The organism is Flavobacterium sp. LC2016-13 (genome assembly GCF_009707955.1).
Classification (GTDB): Bacteria; Bacteroidota; Bacteroidia; order Flavobacteriales; family Flavobacteriaceae; genus Flavobacterium.
This window is the reverse complement of sequence record NZ_WMDQ01000001.1, coordinates 1-20,475: the sequence shown is the minus strand read 5'-3', so window position 1 is coordinate 20,475 and position 20,475 is coordinate 1. Positions and strand designations below refer to the sequence as shown.

At 35.8% G+C, this 20,475-nt stretch carries 16 protein-coding genes, 1 tRNA gene and 1 pseudogene; 4 read left to right on the top strand and 14 right to left on the bottom strand.

From position 1 onward, the window contains the following. Window positions 1–101 precede the first annotated feature (101 nt). From GKZ86_RS00085 to GKZ86_RS00050, 8 genes are read right to left on the bottom strand one after another with little or no spacing between them, the layout of a single operon-like run. Window positions 102–908, bottom strand: coding sequence for a PRTRC system ThiF family protein (locus GKZ86_RS00085; RefSeq protein ID WP_154781110.1), 807 nt, complete (start codon window positions 906–908; stop codon window positions 102–104). Beyond that, complete coding sequence (locus GKZ86_RS00080) at window positions 908–1,633, bottom strand: PRTRC system protein B (protein WP_154781109.1); 726 nt, start codon at window positions 1,631–1,633, stop codon at window positions 908–910. The genes GKZ86_RS00085 and GKZ86_RS00080 overlap by 1 nt, the downstream gene beginning before the upstream one ends. Continuing rightward, entirely contained in the window at window positions 1,630–2,802 is a 1,173-nt protein-coding gene (locus GKZ86_RS00075) for a hypothetical protein (protein WP_154781108.1), read from the bottom strand. The genes GKZ86_RS00080 and GKZ86_RS00075 overlap by 4 nt, the downstream gene beginning before the upstream one ends. A 17-nt stretch (window positions 2,803–2,819) precedes the next feature. Beyond that, on the bottom strand, window positions 2,820–3,038 hold the full coding sequence (locus tag GKZ86_RS00070) for a PRTRC system protein C (protein ID WP_154781107.1): 219 nt from the start codon (window positions 3,036–3,038) through the stop codon (window positions 2,820–2,822). 18 nt (window positions 3,039–3,056) lie between these two features. Next, complete coding sequence (locus GKZ86_RS00065) at window positions 3,057–3,590, bottom strand: PRTRC system protein E (protein WP_154781106.1); 534 nt, start codon at window positions 3,588–3,590, stop codon at window positions 3,057–3,059. A 42-nt stretch (window positions 3,591–3,632) separates the two neighbouring features. Next, window positions 3,633–4,031, bottom strand: coding sequence for a hypothetical protein (locus GKZ86_RS00060; protein WP_154781105.1), 399 nt, complete (start codon window positions 4,029–4,031; stop codon window positions 3,633–3,635). A 51-nt stretch (window positions 4,032–4,082) separates the two neighbouring features. Continuing rightward, entirely contained in the window at window positions 4,083–5,156 is a 1,074-nt protein-coding gene (locus tag GKZ86_RS00055) for a DUF932 domain-containing protein (protein ID WP_154781104.1), read from the bottom strand. Between the two features lie 44 nt (window positions 5,157–5,200). Beyond that, window positions 5,201–5,578, bottom strand: coding sequence for a single-stranded DNA-binding protein (locus tag GKZ86_RS00050; protein ID WP_154781103.1), 378 nt, complete (start codon window positions 5,576–5,578; stop codon window positions 5,201–5,203). A 1,299-nt stretch (window positions 5,579–6,877) separates the two neighbouring features. Here GKZ86_RS00050 and GKZ86_RS00045 point away from each other — a divergent pair. Then, window positions 6,878–7,660, top strand: coding sequence for a hypothetical protein (locus GKZ86_RS00045; RefSeq protein WP_154781102.1), 783 nt, complete (start codon window positions 6,878–6,880; stop codon window positions 7,658–7,660). Between the two features lie 198 nt (window positions 7,661–7,858). On the opposite strand, the pseudogene GKZ86_RS25390 reads toward GKZ86_RS00045, so the two are convergent. Further along, window positions 7,859–8,070, bottom strand: a pseudogene (locus tag GKZ86_RS25390) (helix-turn-helix domain-containing protein); the annotation flags it as partial. Window positions 8,071–8,224: 154 nt separating this feature from the next. Here GKZ86_RS25390 and GKZ86_RS25385 point away from each other — a divergent pair. Beyond that, complete coding sequence (locus GKZ86_RS25385; RefSeq protein ID WP_230328229.1) at window positions 8,225–10,495, top strand: ATP-dependent endonuclease; 2,271 nt, start codon at window positions 8,225–8,227, stop codon at window positions 10,493–10,495. Window positions 10,496–10,499: 4 nt separating this feature from the next. Continuing rightward, window positions 10,500–12,254: a UvrD-helicase domain-containing protein gene (locus GKZ86_RS00035; RefSeq protein WP_154781101.1), complete on the top strand. Its 1,755-nt coding sequence runs from the start codon at window positions 10,500–10,502 to the stop codon at window positions 12,252–12,254. 178 nt (window positions 12,255–12,432) lie between these two features. Here the strand turns inward: GKZ86_RS00035 and GKZ86_RS25205 are convergent, their stop codons facing one another. Further along, window positions 12,433–13,491 (bottom strand): restriction endonuclease subunit S, encoded by a 1,059-nt coding sequence (locus GKZ86_RS25205; RefSeq protein WP_195936659.1) that lies wholly within the window; start codon window positions 13,489–13,491, stop codon window positions 12,433–12,435. Between the two features lie 10 nt (window positions 13,492–13,501). Further along, window positions 13,502–15,403 carry a class I SAM-dependent DNA methyltransferase gene (locus GKZ86_RS00025; RefSeq protein ID WP_154781100.1) on the bottom strand — a complete coding sequence of 634 codons (1,902 nt, stop codon included), beginning with the start codon at window positions 15,401–15,403 and terminating at the stop codon, window positions 13,502–13,504. A gap of 1,015 nt (window positions 15,404–16,418) precedes the next feature. Between GKZ86_RS00025 and GKZ86_RS00020 the strand changes: the two genes are divergently transcribed. Further along, window positions 16,419–17,987 (top strand): recombinase family protein, encoded by a 1,569-nt coding sequence (locus GKZ86_RS00020; RefSeq protein ID WP_154781738.1) that lies wholly within the window; start codon window positions 16,419–16,421, stop codon window positions 17,985–17,987. On the opposite strand, the gene GKZ86_RS00015 is transcribed toward GKZ86_RS00020, so the two are convergent. From GKZ86_RS00015 to GKZ86_RS00005, 3 genes are all read right to left on the bottom strand, one after another. After that, window positions 17,947–18,019 (bottom strand) — tRNA-Met (locus GKZ86_RS00015). The two genes, GKZ86_RS00020 and GKZ86_RS00015, sit on opposite strands and share 41 nt — an antisense overlap. 119 nt (window positions 18,020–18,138) lie before the next feature. Further along, on the bottom strand, window positions 18,139–18,669 hold the full coding sequence (locus GKZ86_RS00010) for a DUF4269 domain-containing protein (protein WP_154781099.1): 531 nt from the start codon (window positions 18,667–18,669) through the stop codon (window positions 18,139–18,141). After that, window positions 18,669–20,195: a glycosyltransferase family 39 protein gene (locus tag GKZ86_RS00005; protein WP_154781098.1), complete on the bottom strand. Its 1,527-nt coding sequence runs from the start codon at window positions 20,193–20,195 to the stop codon at window positions 18,669–18,671. Before GKZ86_RS00005 ends, GKZ86_RS00010 begins: the two co-directional genes overlap by 1 nt. Window positions 20,196–20,475 lie beyond the last annotated feature (280 nt).

Here is a 20,475-nt window from a genome sequence, read left to right as displayed (position 1 = left end):
GCATGCGGAAGCATTTTGGCAAAATGGTTGTACCGATTTAATGCAAAAAGACTGTCCCGACCAGCGGAAGGGAGTGTCTTTTTGCCGCCCGATTTTTCGGGTCAGCCAACTTTTAAGGGATGGGTGCTAAAATCTTTCAGGTTATGAAAAAATCCCCTGTATGGGGTCAATCCATTACGAAACAAGCTCCATAACAACGAGCATCCCATTTGCACCAAAGACGAATTGATGAACAATTCCTGTTTCTCCAATGCTTCCGCTAACGAGCAACTTGGCGTGTCGTCGTGCTTTTCGGACTGTTTTAATAATTCTCCAAATTCTTCGGTAACAAAAGGCAGGTTGTCTACCGTTTCATACTTTTCAGAATTGGGCTGTTTTATCTCTCCGATAGTGGATAATATCACTTGTCCTGTATATTGGCTGTTCCCAAAGTCCAGCCAATATTTTGGGTCGTCCCTATGGTGTCTCCGATTCTTTTGCACACTCAAAATATCGGCAATATCAAAGCGGGATTTTACACTATCCACACAGGAAATAAAAATGTTTGCTACTGCATTATTGGGCAATTTTCCCAAACGGTCTTTCTCAAATTTCATAGTTTCCGCTTTCCAATTCGTTCCCGAAAAACGATTTGTACGGTTTACGAGTGCAACGGATTTGTACAATCCGACTTCACACTGGGCGAAACGCTGTCTTCCTAAATTGGCGCTCGTTACAATATCATCATCCCAAAGGCGAACGGATAATCCTGCGTGTCCTAGTTCAATTAAACTATGGTTGATTTCCATCAGGGCAGTCAGTACTTTTGAGCCTGTACCGCCAGCACCGATTACGTTTACGGTAATGGGATTAGTCGGACTTATCAAGTAATTGTCCGTAAAATGTATTTTTGGTTTTTCGGTATTCATCACAGTAAGTTTTTAAGGGTTTTATTATTCTTTTTCAATACTTCTTTGGGAAAAGGCTTCCCTGTTTGAATTAGTTCTTTCCAAAGGTTTACACAATTGCCTTTTATCGGGCTGTTGTTTCCGAGTAAATGACTAAAATAGCTATTGAAAAAATAGTCTTCCCAAGCGCTAACAAATTCCTCTACTGAAGCGGAGTTTTTGATATTAATGGTAACTGAACCCATACATACCCTGCCATCTTCATATATATTGAAAAAAGGCGCACAGTACAAAGGTGTTTTCTCTATTGGTCTTCGGTCGCTTGCAAGTGCAAATACCCAAAGACTGTTTTTATTGGCATACCAAACCATTGGGGGAACATACACAATTCCGCTTGGAATGTCCAAACCGCTCACAAAATACAGTTGCCGTTTTTTTGCTTTAGTGTACCATAATACTGCACCTTTATCGGTATTCGGATTGATATGCAGAATGTTTGTTGGCAGAATCCCGTTGGATTTTAAAAAAGCTTTATCCTTGTCTTTTTCAGTCTGTAACGCCGTTGCCAATGATTTTGCTTCCCGCTCTGTGAGCGGATGGGCATTAATAGGATTACCTTGTTTATCCATATCAAAATGTTCTACATATACATCTTTATCCACTGTTTTGCTTTCATAGAAAACCAACGCAGATTTGGGATGGTATAATGTCCCAAAACTTGCGGTTATGTCATTTATATTTTTCATTTTCGTGTCGTTTCATAGTTATATAATAGGCTACACATATCGTCCAATAAGGGAAATAGTCTATTCTCAAAATCAAGATTGGTATTTGTTATGTTTTTACCGTCAAAGCATTTGCAAATGGTCGGTTCTTCCATCAAACCATATTCGTTAAACTCATTGTTAATGGTGTCCGTAATGCTCTCATATAACCACCCTGTTGTGTGTGATATAAAGGAAATATACTTTTCCATGCCAATTACTTCATATTCTTCTGCTTCGCTTTCAGGGTCATTTTTTATTGGTGCATTTCGGAAAATACTTGTATGTGGGTACTGGGTATATAAGGCAAAGGCATTACAGGCTATCTGCCAACAGTCGTTGTCGAATGTGTCACAGCTTTTAAAAGAATTTAAACGCTTTTCGAATACCTGCAAATTGATGCGGTTAAAAAGCTTTTTTTCGATACAATCCCCAATCAGTTCCACTTTATTGAACTCTGATTGGTACATTTCAGTTTCCTCTGTTTCATCGTCCTGTTCTACCCAGTCTTTATGCATTTCATACATCCAATACAGATAAGTATCTTCCTGTCTGAAATAAGGAATATCCGCAATATGGTACAGGTAAGAGCAAACAGAAACTAGCAATTGCGCATTTCTTTTGCGCATAGGGTCGTGTAACATTTGATAAAGCGGTTCAATCGGAATATAATACAGGGTTGTGCCTGTGTTATATTTTTCCTCGCTGATAAAATAAGTTTTCTTACTGTCTTGCAACAACCGTATTTCTTGCCAATTTAAAACACAATGCTTTAGTTTCTCTTCTATATCCCATATTGCCAACGCCATATTATACGGATATTCAAATTGATTGGTCTGCATCGGTTCTATCTTGTAATGTTCAGCAAGCTCACAAAGGGATTTATAAAAACCCTTTTCCGTTTTTGCTGTTTTTTGACAAGCCTGTAACGTTTTGTTTTCTTGTAGTTTAGGCAGGAAAGATGTTTTTAGAAAACCATTGGCAACATTTCCACAGGTACTGATTTGCGTTTGTCTTTCTGAACTTCGTTTGCATCCTTGGGTCTTTGCATCCAAAGGGCGAACTCGCCCAGTTGTTGGTGCAACTGCCTTTGACTTTTTTGTTCGGGTGATTTGATTGTTCCCGATATGATATGTTTGTGCATGGTTCATCGTTTTAAAATTTTGGTTTAACCTTTAGTACCCATTACGCTTTCAAATCGGTATTCTACTGCATCGTCTTTTATAGCTGGTGCAGATATTTTAGCGGTGGTCAGGATGGGGTAGGTGTTGGCATAAAAATTAAGTACTGCTTCTACGCTCCAACGTGGTTCAGGGTCGGTCAGTTTTATGTCCTGTCCCTTATCTTTAAGTATAAATACTCGTTCCAAATGCGTTGCTAATAACATGGTTTTTGAATTTTACGGTTATACATTCTGCTCTGCTCCAAAAAGGCTTGGGGCAGAAAACTTGTCGGATAGTTCGGTTTTGCGTTTGCGTATCTCGTCAGCCTTTTCGGGATAGTCGGTTATTTCGGGTACTTTCATCCATGCTTCACGGTACTTGCCCTCTTTTTCCAATTCGTCTGCCTTTGCCATACCGTCTTTAAACTTTTTGTCTTTGGCGTCCTTTTCAATCTTCTGCTTGTCGCCTTTTTCTTTCTCCATTGCGGATTTCTTTTTGGCTTCTTCAAGTTGTTTCATAAATGCTTCCATATCTATCATTAAGCCCGAAGCAGTTTGTATTGGCGTGGTAATATTCTCAAAAAAACCATTGTCGAGTTCTTCGGCTGTTCCCCTAAGAGTAAGAGGTGGTATGATATTCTTTGCAGTATCTCCGCATTGTTCATTTTGAAGCATCACCGATACGATAAGGTTGTTTTCTGCTCCCTTTGCTATTGTCAGGTGCAAATCCCCTGCAACTCCCAACTGTGCTATCTGATTGAAAAAATTTGTGCTCATCATTGTAAAATTTTAATGGTTGTTAAATCGTTCATTTTGGGACTATCTGCGGTCAACGAATGACTCAATTTTCAAGGTTGCCTTTCTGTTTTCCCAATATACATACTCAAGGGCTCTTTTCTTTGTTCGGAATCTTCTGCCGTTTACGTTCCAACGCACCTTTATCCTGCGGATAGTGGACGGTGTTCTGAATACATCATAGGTAATTCCAGTAATTTCAGTTTCTTTTTTAATCTTTACAACTTCGATATATACCACCTTTTGTTCTACATTAGGATAGTATGTTGACAATAGGAGGTTATTATTTGGATCAAAGATTTCAAAGCGGACAAAATCTTTGTTATTCAACATAATGCGGAGCAGATCTGATAAATTGAAATTCCAATTAAGCCCTATGTTTTTTACTTCGTATTCCTTGTATGTTATAATTCCGATATTCATAGTAGTTGTTTTTAAAGGCTACCACCGCTTATGGCGGTAGCCTGTGATTGTTTAATTGAGATTTAGGATTTCCGCTCCGTCCGTTGCAAACGAGGTACATAGTTCGAAAGCCTTTTGGGATTTTAGCTGTGCCGTACCGCCCATTACAATACTCTGTAATTTGGCTTCACTATCTTTGTAATTGCGTACATTTTGGTAGTAGCCCGTCACAGCATTGTATGCCCCGAACAAAGTGCCTTTTGTGGTGTCCATTTGTTGTGTGTCACTTGTCATAGCATACGCAAAGGCATCTTCAACGATATTTTTGAATACAGTTGAAACTTCATCTTCCGCACCTTTTTTAAGCAAATCCAAAGTTTCCTTGTTTGGGCAGAGTGCCAACTGAATTAATTTTTTTATTTCTCTGTCTGTAACCTTTACTTTCGCCCATTCATTGAAAATTCCCTCTAATTGTGTACTTAGAGTGTCCGCCAATCCCATTATTTTGTGCGCATTTTCAACACGCTGTTTTGCTCCCGAAGTGTGTTTGATACGCACTACATTGGTCATTGAACGAAGTGAAGCATTCAGGGTATTTTGGCAGACGATACGAATAGGTGTAAAAGCGGCTGTAATACTTCCGCTACCATCGTGCGAAGTGGTCAGAAAGATATACTTCTCCGTTACATCGTCACCATTGCCTACACGAATATAATCGGGCAGTTTCGCTGTGATAAATATCCGTTCCCCTTTGCCCAAAGCTCCAGCGGTTTCATATAATATACCGTCACCGCCACCTACAATAGCGTCAAAAAAGTTGAACGCTTCACGGTTTTGTACGATATGATAGTCTTTACCAACCACGCCCAATACAGCATTATTATCGGTACGTATATTGGCGAAATAATTGGGAACATGTAGTTCGCTACTGCCTATCTCAATGCCGTTCGCCGTTTCGATGATGCCTGTTCCTTTGGTGTATAGTGGTGTTTTAGCGACTTCGTAGTCTAATCCTGCAAATTTGATAGCTTCTTCGCTAGTCGGATATTGCTCTACAATCTGCCCCAATCCGTGCCATGCTTTTTCTTTCACGCTGAAAAATGAATAACTTCCTGTTTGCTCGTTAAAATTGATATTATGTGCCATGATAAATAATTTAAAAAGTTTAAAAATTGTTTGAATACTCGTTGTTAAAATGGGAGGTCGTCTTTTTCGTCGTCGTTGCTGTTTCCTGTTGGAGCTTTTGCCGTTTCTGCTTTTTTACCGCTCCCGTGCAGTTTGATTTGTGAGGTGTTGAAGTTCAGTCCTGCGTGTGGTTGTCCGTCACTTCCTGTCCACGCTCTTGCGCTCACTTTGCCTGTCAGTTCTACAACCGCACCTTTTTTGAGTATCTTCGCAACATTGGGACTTATCCAGTAAGCGCAGTCGAAGTACGTTGTCTGCTCTATGCGTTCGCCCGCTTTGTTTTTGTAGCTGTCGTTGATGACTACTGAAAAGTTCACTACTGTTTTGCTGTTTGACACGTTGCGTACCTGTGCATCTGTTGTCAGTCTTCCTGTGATGTTCATAATTCCTACGATTTTTAGTGATTAATTTTTTTTTGAAATTTTATTCGGCAATGAGAGGAGGTGCTGTTTTGTTTCATCAAATCCATTTTTAATATTTTACTATTCATTGCTGACATTTTTTTTATTCGTCTAAAGAGCAGGAGTATGCTTTTGTTTCGTTTCGGGAGCAAAAAAAGGTTAGTGTTTAGCAATAGCAAGGTTTTGACAAAAAATACTACCCGGAGGGGTGGAGATTTTTTATCAAACCTGAAGGGCCTGGCCTTGCTATTGCGTTAAGAACACGGAAATACCTTTGCTGCTGAAATGAGACAAAAGCAAACTGGTTATTGAATTTAAAAATGAAGTGGAAGCAATGGAGTATTCAATTTGGAAAAGGAGCTCAATATGATCAGAACAATGCTCTTCTTGAGACTTGAAAAGGATTATCATTTTCTGCAAGATATTTGCTTTATTAATACATGAAAAATTAGTTATGATATCTGGTTTGCAACATATTATAATAATTTTTATCTTTAGCAATGCGCTATATGTATCTCATACTCTGTTATTTCACAATACGAAGCATCAACAACACGCTAATAAAGATAGTTGTTGATACTGGTTGTGATGTGCAGATTCTGCAATCACACACAGCAGCGGAGCTGTACATAAAAATGAAGGATATTTATGCTCCGAGCATAAAGACTTTAAGTACTGTAACGGAAATGAGAGAACATTATAAAGCGCTGTCAGATTTTGATGAAATACTGAAGAAATTTAGCTTAGATAATAAATAAAAATTTAGGTTTTTCTATATTCTTCGGCAGGTCTGCGATGGATTTAAATGTTTCACTTTCATGAGTGCACGTAAATTAGAAATTGGGTGTTTTTATCAAAATAATCAATTTCAATTTTTTCTGAAGTTTTATTTTCCAATATTCAGTGACAATACTTTCAAGAGAATTGTTGTTCCACCATTATTATCGTCAATAATATTTATACCTTCTTTGAATTTAATCTGGCTATCCTTAAAACCCGAAATCCCTCAATTTTTATGCTGTTGATGTGTAATCCAACTAAATAGAATAGTGAAATATAAATATTTAGTTAATAGTCATGTGGTTATAAGTCAATGGAATAAGTTTGGTAAATTAAATTTTTATTGCTAATATTGTATATGCTTGTTGGCAAGCTTGCTCGTTCGTGCAAAGATTTCATCAGCCAATAGTTTAATAATGCTAACCTACCTGCTTATTATCCAAATAAAGATTACGAACGCAAATATTCGGGATAATTAAGTTGGTACTAAAGGAATGTATTATGGAAACTATTGAGTACTTCAAACTTCAGGCAAAAAATCTTCACAAAGATTTTAAAACACAAAAACCTTATTTCGATTCTTCATTAGGCGACAAACTCTTCGAGTATTCGCCAAAATTTTTCGATGTTGACGCTCTGGTCACAGACTTCGAGATCCATGAAAACCATTTCACACTAATGAATGCGCAGCATATCATTGCTAAATTGGTGGGATTTGAAAAATGGACAGAAATGCTGAAAGCTTCTCCGCCGGCATTAGAATTAGCCAAACTACGGTTTGACAATATGCACAAAATCAGAAATGAAGAGTGGGGCTATTATATCATGGATGTGGAAAATGAAAATAATGTAACATTAGATGACGAGGACAAACTGGACATTTTTAAAACAGTTTTTGCTGATGTAGATGGCCACCAAAGTGATGGTTACGACTACCGTCTAGCTAAAAGAGAGAAACCCTCAATTGAAAATCAAAAAATTAACCACATGGAAAAGAAATCTACAGTTAAAATTAACACCCTGCCATTGGCCGGAAAAGATCACAAGGAATTCATTGACACAGCAAACAGGAAATTCGAGAATACACTGCAAAGTATTGAACATGCACATCCTGAATTAGTACGTAAATTATGGAACCCTGAACAATATGTTGAAGAAGTTATAAGGCCAGATATGTTGCCCATCGATCGGGACTACGCACTTTCTTTGGTTGAGGCCTTCTTAATTCATAAAGTTATTGAGATAGCTAATGAAGTTGATGAGCAGGGCTTTAAACTCAATTAATATATGCGGGCTGTTCTCAACTAAATGAAAATCAATTCAACTAAAATTGAGCTGATTTTCTTTTTACAATTGATATAGAAAAGATATACAAGATGTGCCAAATTACAGTTGGTAAATTGAACGTTTATTATACTTTACAAAATTTTAATGAAAGGTCCTGTAGATAATTTCAGAAACATTCATTCACAGGAATAAAACTTAACTGAAATTAAGAACACTTAAAATAATATTGGAATTAAACGACTTCCCGAATTCCAAAGGCGATATCAGTTTTAGTTTTAAATAATTCGCTGAAAGATTGAGAATGCTCAAACCCCACAGCATAAGGGATTTCACTTACGGACTGGTGTTGTAGAAAGTTTTTCTTTGGCTTTATTAATTAGCTTTTCGCGGATATACTGTTGTGTGGTTGTCCACTGAAGTCTTTAATAGCCTGCGTATGTAGGGTAACATATTGAAAATTAATGTTTATTGAGATCATGAAAGGTTACTTTAGCACATCTTTTAGTTGAAATTTTAGGTATCTTTGACTAATTAGGGACCTGATTTAAGAAAGTTTACGTAATGAAGATCAAAACAATAGAAATTAGAAATTTTAGGCTATTAAAGAAGGTTATTCTTAGCTTAGAAGATTACACTACTGTCGTGGTAGGTAGAAACAATTCTGGAAAAACCTCATTAACCGAGATCTTCCGAAGGCTGATAGGAGACAAACATCCAACTTTTTCACTTTTTGATTTCAGTATTTCTTCCATTGAAGGTTTTAAATCAGCATTGCAGAAAAAGCTGAGCGGCGCAAAAGATAAAGAAATTCGAGCTGAGATTCCCTCAATTGAAATTAAAATCACCATTGAATATCCTATTGACGCTGAAGACTTGGGCGCTCTAAGTGATTTCATTATCGACCTCAACGTTGCAAGTAATACTGCCGTTATTTTGGTTCAATACACTTTGAAAGATGGCAAATTAGATAATTTATTTGAAGGAACTAATGACGAGAGTGCGCAAAGCATTGCGACATTTATTAAGTCATTACGAGAAAAAATTCCGAATCTTTTTGAAGCTAAAATATTTGCACAAGATCCAAATGATGAAACTAATGTTGCGATGATGGATCATACCAAATTTAAAGCCGTAATTGGAGCAGGTTTCATCAATGCACAGCGTGGCCTTGATGATGTGACGCATTCAGAAAAGGATGTGCTTGGCAAAGTTCTGTCGCAACTTTTTAAAACATCAAAATCGGATTCGGCGCCTGAAGACATGAAAGAAAAGTCAGAAGCACTGCAAGTAATTATAGATGAAATTCAAGAAAAAGTTGATACCGATTTTAACGGTAAACTTGACAAACTACTTCCTGCGTTAGCATTATTTGGCTATCCAGGTTTGGCCGATCCAAACTTAAGCACAGAAACTCGTCTTGATGTGTCAAACATCTTAGATAGCCACACCAAAATAAGGTATAATCAGGGCGACAACCTATTCTTGCCAGAGACATATAACGGTCTTGGTTCTAGAAACCTTATATATATTTTGTTTCAGCTATTTGAATTTTTTCGTCAATACCAAAGTAGACCTGTTAGCAATAGTCTAGATATAATCTTTATTGAAGAGCCTGAAGCACATTTACATCCGCAGATGCAGCAGATATTTATCAAGAAACTTTACGAAATTGCGGAAGAATTTTCAAATGTTTTAAATGAAGGGAAACGTTGGCCTGTCCAATTTGTTGTGACTACACACTCAACTCATATTGCAAACGAAGCGGAATTTGAAGCTATAAGATATTTTCTAACATCTAATAATGAACAAAGAGAAACAACAATAAAAGACCTGCGAAAAGAATTTCGTGCTGACGAGTTGCAGGCCGACAAAGAATTTTTACATAAATATTTAACTCTTACAAAATGTGATCTTTACTTTGCTGATAAGGCCATTTTGATTGAAGGTATAGCAGAGAGGCTAATGATGCCGTTATTAATTAGCAAAAGTGACGCTTTAACGATGCAAGCGAAAGTGGCTGCAAATACTGTAACAGCTGTTGTTGCTGTCGAAAGGGATCTTGGTGTCGCGATTCTAACAGAAGAACATTCTCCGCCCCCAGATACACAGGAAGAAACTGCAAACAATATAGATAATCCCATGTCAAGCTCAACACCGGTGGTTCCTATTTCTACGGGAGAACTGGGCGGTGACATTGCGATCCCTGAAGACACTCTCCATACAGAAGACTTCCCAACATTAGGTACACAATACATCAGCGTAATCGAAGTTGGCGGTGCCTATGCACACCATTTTTATAAATTTTTAGACTTTTTAGAACTTAGGTGCCTGGTCATCACAGATATTGATGCGGTTGTTTCCACAGTAAAGGATAATAAAACTACATATCCAGGATCGCTGGTATGTGAAGGATCGCATAGTTCAAATGCAGGAATAAAAAATTGGTTCGCCCCAGGTACAGTAGGCCATTATACAATAGTAGATTGCATAGCTAAAACAAATAATGAAAAAGTTTCAGGATCTCGACGAATCGCTTATCAAATCCCAGAGGATGGGCTTGATGGATGCGGAAGGAGCTTTGAAGAAGCTCTGATCTTAGCCAATCGGGACTTATTTGCTGTAACAGGCGCCTCTGTCGCCGAGATTGAAAAATTTGCTGACGATAATGCACCGGACAATAAGAATAAGTCAGCATTTGCTCTAGAGTATGGATTGGAAAAAACGGATTGGAATGCTCCAAAGTATATTGTTGAAGGCCTGCAGTGGCTTGCACTCAAGCCCAACCAGCCAGCAGAAGATGTTGAAGGAGCAATTGTTGAACTTGTACAATAAAAAGATGGCAGAAGAAGAACAAACCAGTCCGGCAGAAAAAGCATCGCAAGAATGTTTAATGCAAGTGCTGAAGGCGATTGATGAGCATCAAAATTTTCTTGTTGAAGCAGGTGCAGGTGCAGGAAAAACCTATACCCTCATTAAAGCACTAAAACATTTAATAGCTAAATATTCAGTAGAGTTTGAAAGAGCAAATAAGAAAATTGCTTGTATCACTTATACTAATGTTGCAAAAGATGAAATTAAATCTCGTACTGATAATCATCCAGTCATAATTGCCGATACAATTCATGCTTTTGCTTGGCAAGTTATGCAGGTTTTTCAAAAACCATTACGAGATGGGATATCTGCTTTAGGAGATAAATGGGTTGCAAGAATTGAAGAAGTTGGTGGTATTACTGACCAAAAAGTTATTTATAATTTGGGATATCCCAAAATTACTGAAACGGAGATTTTCTTGCATCATGACGATGTGATTAAACTCTTTACGTCACTATTAGGCGACGTAAAATTTAGAAAGATATTTGCAAACAAATATCCTGTGCTGTTGATCGACGAATATCAAGATACTAACTTGTCGTTAGCAAATGCTTTGGTCAACCATTTTATTGAAACCGAAGAAGGACCATTGATTGGTTTTTTTGGAGACCACTGGCAAAAAATCTATGGTTCAAGTTCTTGCGGTCTGATACAAGCTTCAGATGATAAATTACTTTCAATTGGAAAACAGGCTAATTTTAGATCGGATAAAAGCATTGTTGATGTATTAAACAATATGCGGCCTGAATTGCCTCAGCACGAACATGATCCAAATTCTGCGGGCGAAATCAGTGTTTACCATACTAATAATTTTACAGGCATGCGACGCACTGGGGCACACTGGAATGGTGATTTACCCGAAGATGTAGCTCACGAGCGGTTGGAAACACTCAAAGAACACTTGCGAGTGTCAGGATGGAATATCTCTCCTGAAACAACAAAAATATTAATGCTCACTAACAATGTTCTTGCTTCTGAACAAGGATATCAAACTCTTTCCACTGCATTTTCTGATTCAGATGATTACCTGAAAAAGAACAATGAATATATTTCTTTTTTGACCGACACGGTAGAAATCGGTGCTGAGGCATTTATAGAAAAGCGTTATGGCTTAATGATAGAGGCATTTAGAATAAATACCAATCGAATTAGAAGACATTCCGATAAGCAGGTATGGCATGAAGCAATGACACAGCTAAATGATGCGCGTAGCAATGGTACAATTGGCAGCGTAATAGATTTACTTAAAGTGACATCAAAACCAAGGCTGCCAAAGAAAATCGATGAGCGTGAAAACCGCTTAGCGGGGGTTCGACTTCAGCCCGAAGCGGAACGTAGTGAGGAGGATAAAAAATTTGTAGCGAAATATGATGGTGTTCGAGCAATACCTTATCCTGAAATTGGAAATTTATCAAAATATATAGACGATAAAACCATTTATTCCACTAAACACGGTGTTAAAGGTGCTCAATTTGAAAACGTAATAGTTGTTTTTGGCAGGGGTTGGAATCACTATAACTGGAACCAAATGCTTGAGTATGTCAACACTGGTAATGTACCAGTAGCCAATCGTGAAGCTTATGAGAGAAATAGAAATCTTTTCTACGTTGCGTGCTCGCGACCTAAGCATCGTCTAAGTCTTTTATTCACACAAGAATTATCAGCTAATGCAATTTTGGGCTTGCAAAAATGGTTCGGTGATATAATACATCCCATATAGGGATTTTACGATTATTTTTTAAACATATATCTTAGCAAACGAAGATTAATGTTCTTCATAGGCCATGCGTAAAACTTTTGAAATATTAGTAAAAAAAATACTAAACATTAAAACAAGGAAAATTATAAAACATATTTACTTGCCTATAAATTCTAAAAGTGAGTCAGAATATTCAATGCTAAATCTCCTGTATAGCTTTTATCATATTGTATTTTATAAGTCTGTCGTACTCTAATTTTTTTATATAGTTTTCCATATACTCATAGTCAGGTTCGCCTTTTTTATTAGTTGGCAACATTATTAGTAAAGCTTTTAATCTACTATTTGTTAGTGAATAACCATGTCCAAATTTATCTCTCTGGTTAGTTATACACCTTGATATAAATAGTAGGACATGCCTACTTAGTTTATTTTTCGGAAACAACGCTGTAACGTGGCTATCTAATAAATAATCGATAGGCTGGTAAAATGAAATACCGGCTCCGCCATCACCGTCATTATTTAAAGTCAAGCTATTTTTGGAGTAAAGTTTTTTATTTGCTTGCGCTGCAAAGTCCTTGTATCCATTTTCCCCCTTCTTTGCTGATACCAGAGGGATGAAACCTTTTTTAATGTTTGCCATATTATTTTGATCTCCTTTTTCAAAATCAAATAAATCGACTATTTTAAATTCCTTCCAATTTTTTTTGTCGACCGATTCAACTACTTTGAAGTCTTTAACTTCTTCAATTCTACTGGCAATGTATCTTCGAAAACTTATTATTTTCTTTTTTTCTATTTGACGGGCAAACACTTCCATAAAGGCGTAATCAGGCTCACCCTTTAAATTTGTTGGAAGAATTATTTTTTCTCTCTGTATTCTTTTATCATTTATTTCTCTATTGAAACTATATTTTTCACTAAGTCGCTTAGATATGCTCGAAATGAAGAGATAGACATATTTGTTAAACTTTGAGTTTTCAAGCTTTGTAACATGGTCACTTGCAACAAATGAAAATGGCTGAAAAAAAGTTGCACCAACGCTACCGCTATTTGCTATAGTTAAGCAGGTATTAAAAATCCTGACTTTCTCTGTATTGTCTATAAATCCATCAACTCCGTTATTTAAGGCGGTAGAAGAAATATATGGCTTGGCACCAATAATGTGGTCATCTTTTTTTAATCGTTTTCCCCTTTGAATATTTGGAAAAATTTCATTTAGGTCAAACTCGCGCCATTGAATACTGTTTAAATCCATATTTATAAGGTTATTGATCCTCAAATAAGTTTTCCTTGCCTTGCATGATCATACTAAATTCGAAAGTAAGATAATCGGCAATGGTTTTTTGAAAATCTTCTCCAATCGGGATTTCATCATTAAAATAATAAAAAGAATGCAGCCATTCATCTTCTGCTTCGATAGTTGTTTTTACACAGAATTTTGTTTCAGATTCTATACGGTCGAACCACACGTCAAGCAAGTGTTGTTTTTTATCCTTTGCTTCGATTGTTTCAACCAGTCCTTTATGCTTTTGGACTTCAAATCCATCTTTTTCAAAATTGATAAACTTTACTTTTTTGTCTTTGTAATGTGGAACACCCACTGTAAATATTGCAATGCATGGATTTGTTCCTACTCCATAAAATGAATTTTTGTTTAAAGAAATAACACCTTCTAAGGTGTGGGATTTTAAAATATTGGTTTTGATAGATTGTTCCTCTTTTGTTTTACCTGTCATTGATGATTGTGGCACAATAACAATTACTTTACCATCTTGTACTACAGAGTTGAGTAAATGTTCTGTGAAATTAATTTCATATAAACTGGTATTATTTTTACTACCCATTGAATAGGGAGGGTTCATCATTCCGACCGTGCACCCTTTCTCTTGCAATACAGAAGGATTATATTTTAAAAAATCTTCTTGTTCAAGGTTACTTTTCCCATCGCCTCGCAAAATCATATTTGTGGTAGCAATTGTAAACATATAAGGCTGCAGCTCTAAGCCATGTAATTGATTTTTTCTGATATTCCGTTGCTGTTCAGGATTATCAGTTTTTTGAAGCATACTATGCATAGCGGATATTAAAAAACCCGCTGTTCCACAGCAAGGATCTAGAACTGAATCTGTCGGTTTTAGTTCTACTAAGTCACAGAATAACTCTGTAACATGCTTTGGTGTCAGTACAATACCAAGAGATTGGCCGTCACCACCGGAGTATGACATAAATTCACCATAAAATCTACCCAAATAGTCCTCGGCAGATTGTATATACTTTATATTTTTATATATGTTCTCGTATAAAAATTCGGTAAAATGCTTTAGAGGCGTTTTCTTTAAATAACTGTTTTCTTCATTAATAGCTTTAGTGTCTTTAATCACCAAGAACTGACTAAGTAATTTATCCTTCTTAACTTGAGGAGAGACGTTTGCTCTTTTCAAGTTTTTTTCTATGGCTTCATAAATTTTTTCGCCGTCGGTAGTTGTTTCGTCACCTATTAGGCTATCAATACTGAATCCTTTGTGCTCCATTTCTCTTAACGCCAAAAGAATACCTGAAACTATTAGAGGCTTATCTTTGTCCTGAATACTACCGTAATTTCTTAAATCCTCATGTAGATTTTTGGCATCCCTTAAAATTTCCTCAGTTGTTTTGTCTTCAGGCGTTTGCTCCTTGAGTATGTTTTTTGTGTAGTATTCTTCAATATTTTTATCATTGAAGAGTGTAAATGTTTCTACATCGTCAAGTTCTTTATAACCTCCGCGCTCATCAATAAAAATGGGCGTTATTTTATGCCTTTTCTCGTTCCCTGAAACGCCAAATACAATAAATTTTTTATATAGCGTATTTTGAGCCAAGTGCTTTCCATAAAATAACGCACCATTTACTGCGTAATTTTTTACACTAGCAATATCATTACAAATCACCTCTTTTTCATTTCGCTTTAGGTGTAGTGAAACATCCGCTTTATTTTCAATAATTAAAACGAAATCTTTAACTATTCCGCAATATTCCGGAAAGCCAACTTTTCCGGTTCCAGCTTTTGATGCTGATTTTAAAGCGTTGTCAATATCACGTATGTTACTTCCTTGTGGATGTAAGTCAATATTTGCCTCTTTGAGCAATTCATAAACCCACAAATCTGTTAATACTTCTTTTTTTGCCATTTAAACTCTAATATAAATCATATGTAATTGTTGGTAAAGTTAATTTTTTTTTACTGTTTTACATTTAAAATGCTTTCAAATTGTCAATCATTATATTGTTTAATATTAATTAGATGTTTGTAAAAAAATTTCTTAGCCAAGTCGTTTCCATAAAAAATATTCTTCGCCGCCATGGACGACCATGATAATTATATACAGCCTTAATTAGAGGACGATTATTAAATGTTGTATTATACTGGCATTTTTAATATCTTTACGCTTATTATAGTACATTGACGCGATTAAATTGATCGAGGACACAAGTGGCTACAAGGTAATTCATTAAATATGAGACCTATTTGCCTACCCCTTTTGGAGTGAACACCTTGAAACACCAATAAAATCAACAAATTAAGGAATAGGTAGGTAATCCTGCCACCACGACGTAAGTCTTTTCATTTTTTTGAGAAGACTTTTTTTTTGCTTTATACTTGAACAAAGATTTTCTTTACTATAATATTTCAGCATAAAGTTATTGAGTCCCAAAATAAAATTGGGAAGACAAAAGATTCGAATGCTGCCAGCCCGCGCAAAAACCTTAGAGAGGAAGTCAAGGCTTGTTAAATCGTTTGATTAGTTTTTTAATTGCACTCCAATATGTTCAAATTGTAGCCAGTTTTTTTTCGTAATTATACGACATTCTCTAAACGGCAAACCTTTGCCAAAAAAATCCTTTGAATGCCGTACAAATAGTGCTTCTATGGCATTGCAGTAATTTAGTTGCGCAATGTTGGACTATTAATTATGCGAAGTGATGAATGATTTTGAATTAAAAAAGATAGCTATAGAAGTAGCATTTCAACGAATGAAAGATGCGGGAATGGAAGTGCCGTATGAAGATGCGGTTTTAATAATGGATTTCTTGCATAATTTAACATATCTTGTTATTAGAAAACACTTTAAACTTCCGTAGTTTGTTTAATTTTGTGATACTTAAACCCAATATCTTCAATGTGTTAACAAAATCTATCATATTATGAAAAGTGCAATTTTATATATCAGAGTGTCAACAGATGAGCAGGCAGATAAAGGATATTCACAACGTGACCAAGATGAACGCCTGCGCAGGTATTGTATTAATCACAATATTCACGTCGATAACGTTATTTTTGAAGACCATTCTGCAAAAACCTTTAAGCGACCAGAATGGATACGTCTACTTGATGCAGTAAAGAAACGTAAGGCGAGACCAGAGTTTGTACTGTTTACTAAGTGGGACCGCTTTAGCAGGAATGCCGGAGACGCTTACCAAATGATTAATATACTTAATGGTTTGGGTATTGAACCGCAGGCTGTGGAGCAACCACTTGACCTCTCTGTTCCTGAAAATAAAATGATGCTCGCAATATATTTGGCTGCTCCTGAAGTTGAAAATGACAGGCGTGCCTTAAATACATTTTACGGTATGCGTCGTGCTAAAAAAGAAGGGAGGGTTTTAGGTATGGCTCCATATGGTTACATCAATCGAACAAAAGAGGATGGTCAAAAGTATATTGCCATAAAAGAACCGGAAGGAAGTAATATACAATGGGCATTTAATGAAGTTGGTAAAGGTGTGCTGGCGGTAGATCAAGTGCGTCAGGCAATGGTTAAAAGAGGTAAGAATATCAGCAGAAGTGCTTTTCATGTGGCTTTGCGGAATGTTGTATATTGTGGGAAGGTCTTCATTCAAAAATATAAAGATGAGGAGGCACATTCTGTACAAGGCCAGCATGATGCCTTAATTTCTGAAGCTTTGTTTTATAAGGTTCAGGATATAATTGATGGAAACAAACACCAAGTACGACCTCAGTTAAAGCTTCGTTCAGATGATAACTTGCCTTTGAGAGGTTTTTTAGTTTGTCCAGATTGCGAAAGGAATCTGACCGGCAGTGCTTCCAAGGGTTCTAAGGGAGGGTATTACTACTACTATCATTGTATTCCAAAATGCGGTTTTAGAAAAAGTGCAGTCAAAGCAAATGAGATATTCCAGAATAATTTGGAAAAATATGAATTTCCGGTTGTCATTCAAGGGCTCTTACATGATATAATGATGACCAATTATAAAAGTTTTACATCTGTGTTTGAGAATAGACGCAGGGCCATCGCGTTGGAAATCGGGAAATTTAATACAAAACTTTCAAAGGCAAGAGAGTTACTTTTGGCTGAAAAATTGGATGCAGATGATTACAGGGAAATCAAAGAAGAGTGTAAAAGAAACATTGATAACTTAGAGGAAGAACTTTCTGCATACCTGTCTGAACAAAAAAACCACAATATTAAGAAAAATCTTGATGATGCATTAAATACCCTTTCAAGGCTATCAACCGTTTATAAAGAAGGCGATATAGAGACCAAGAGATATGTAATAAGTTCGATATACCCTGAAAAACTGTATTTTGATGGAAGCACATATCGAACCCCTAGAGTGAACGTTATTGCAAGGTGTATTTTGTTGATTAATAATGCTTTATTGCATAAAAAAAACCGAACAAATGAGTCATCTTCTCATTTGTCCGGTCTAGTAGCGGGAACAGGACTCGAACCTGTGACCTTCGGGTTATGAGCCCGACGAGCTGCCTACTGCTCTATCCCGCGATGTTTCGGGTGCAAAGATACGGAGTAAATACGGTTATGCAAAGAAATTACTGATTTTTTTTGAAAGCTTTGTTTTGGATTATAAAGTACAGATATTCAGTGTTTTGATTTTTAAAAGATTAAATACTACAATCATAATTTAATAATTCTACATATGGATTCCCTTTTAAACCCAATAAAAAAGCAAAAGCAGGCTCAGTTTTGTAACCTTTTTGTTTGAGTTTGATGATTTCTAGTCGGAAGTTTTCGCCTTTTATTTTTAGAATTTGATGCTCGATAATCATATGTTTGTAACCATTTTGATTTCTGGTTGGAATATTTTGTCCAAACACTTCAATTTCAAAATCATCAATTTTAAAGTTTGCCACAATTGTTTCTTCATTTTCAATTAATGTTTCTCTAATTCTAAAATCACTTTGGTTTTCAAAAATAGCTTTAAGTTTTTCTATGAAATTGGTTTTGTCTTTCCAATAACAAATAATATCAAGATCACTGTTTTCAATATCAATATTTATGGGAATCGTGCCGACTAAAATGGGTTCAAATTCGGATAAATTCAATAAGATTTTATTTTGAGTCAGGACTTCAAAAGCATGAATTTGTCTTTTGTTTCCGTTTTTTAAATATTCGATATTGTTGAAATCAGTCATTATTTGCTGTAGTTCTTTTCTTGTTTAATCTCTTGTTCTATTCTTTTATTAATATTCATTTTTGCTTCGGTAAAAACAAAAATAGTCGTTTTGTACTCACGAGCATATTTATTGGTTATTTCTCCAGCAATACCCGAAGATTTAAAATAAGGACTTGTTTCTTTAAACTCATTACTATTTTCCTCAAATGTTTTAATTCGGATCAGGTTTTTATAGAGGGCATTCAGATTAAACCAATTCACATAATCAGCATTAAAAGAAACGGCTTTGATTCTTTTTTTAGTATAATAATTAATCGCTCCGGCTTGCCCGTAATTATCACATAAAACAATCGTTTCCTTCTTATTTGGAATTAGTGCATAAATAGAATCTGTTTTTCGTGCAAGTTCTTTCCATCCCAACATGTCTGCAAAATCTTGTGGTAAATGATGATCTTTTCCATCTTCCCAACGAAGCATTCCGAGTTTTTTATATTTTTCGGGATGGTTTACAATATATTGTGGACTTTTATTTGGGAAAGCCAGATTGTACATCGGAATAAAAAACAATAATGGAATTATAATAAATACAGGTTGTAAATAACGTTTCCAACCTACTTTAAAAATTTCCGCAAGAAAAACAGCTCCGAATGCAATATAAACAGGATATAGTCCTATAGCGTAATAAGCTTTTGCTTTAAAATATAAAAATACAATCAGCGTAAAAATTAGCGTGGCAAAGAAAAATTTATATTTCCCGAAAGGTTTGTAAAACAATAGAGCATATAAAGCGGCAAGAATAACGAAAATGGAGCCAATAAAAAAGAATAATTGTTCTTTTAAAAACCCGATTCGATCTACATTAACCAATTGTGTTTCTGCCAATTCTTTCATATGATGAACAATTGGAAATTGATTATTGAATTGCCAAAACAGATTCGGAAGAATCAATAGTAACCCTAAAACCAAGGCAAAATAAAGTTTTTTTTCAGCTAAAATTTTCCTTTGATCAGAAAGCAAAAGAGCAGGCAAGAGGCCAATAAGCAGAAAAAGAATGTTGTATTTGTTCAGAAAACCAAAAGCAAAAATAATAGCGCCTATATAAAACCATTTCTTTTCTTCGGTTTTAATGTATTGGATAATTATATAATAAAAAGCTGTCCAACATAAAACATCCAGCGAATTAGGCTGATAGAGCATATTGATTCGTAACAATGAGGAAAAAACAATGCACGTTGCGGCTAAAATTAATGCGTACAAATTTCCCTGGAGTGTTTCAACAGTTTTCCAAACAATTACCAATGTTAAAGCACCAAAAAGCGCTGGAAAAAACTTAACCCAAAAAACAGAATTCCCAAGCAAAAATATCAGAAATGAAAACCAGGAAGTAACAGGCGGAACTGATAAATAACCCCAAGCCAAATGATGCGCCTGATCGAGATGCAAGTATTCATCGCGCTGTAAATCGTATTCGGGACTTAATAAAATATATTGTAAAACAAATTTTAAAATAATAAATCCGATTAAGATTATAGTTTTTTTGGACATGGATTAGGGATTTTGATATGTAAGTGGTTTTAGATCAGTTAATAAAATGCATAGCTAATATATGATAAAAATAATTTACAAAATAAATTCCAAAATGAGGAAAGCCGTAAAGTTTTAACAGATTAGAAGCATAGATTTGCGAGCAAATCTAAAAATCCATCAAAATAGTAAATTCCCAATAGGCTAATGAAAAAACTTTACATATTACTTTTTATTTTACTGCCATTTTTTAGTTATTGCCAGGATATCCTTTGGGAGAAATCCTATGGAGGGCAGCAGG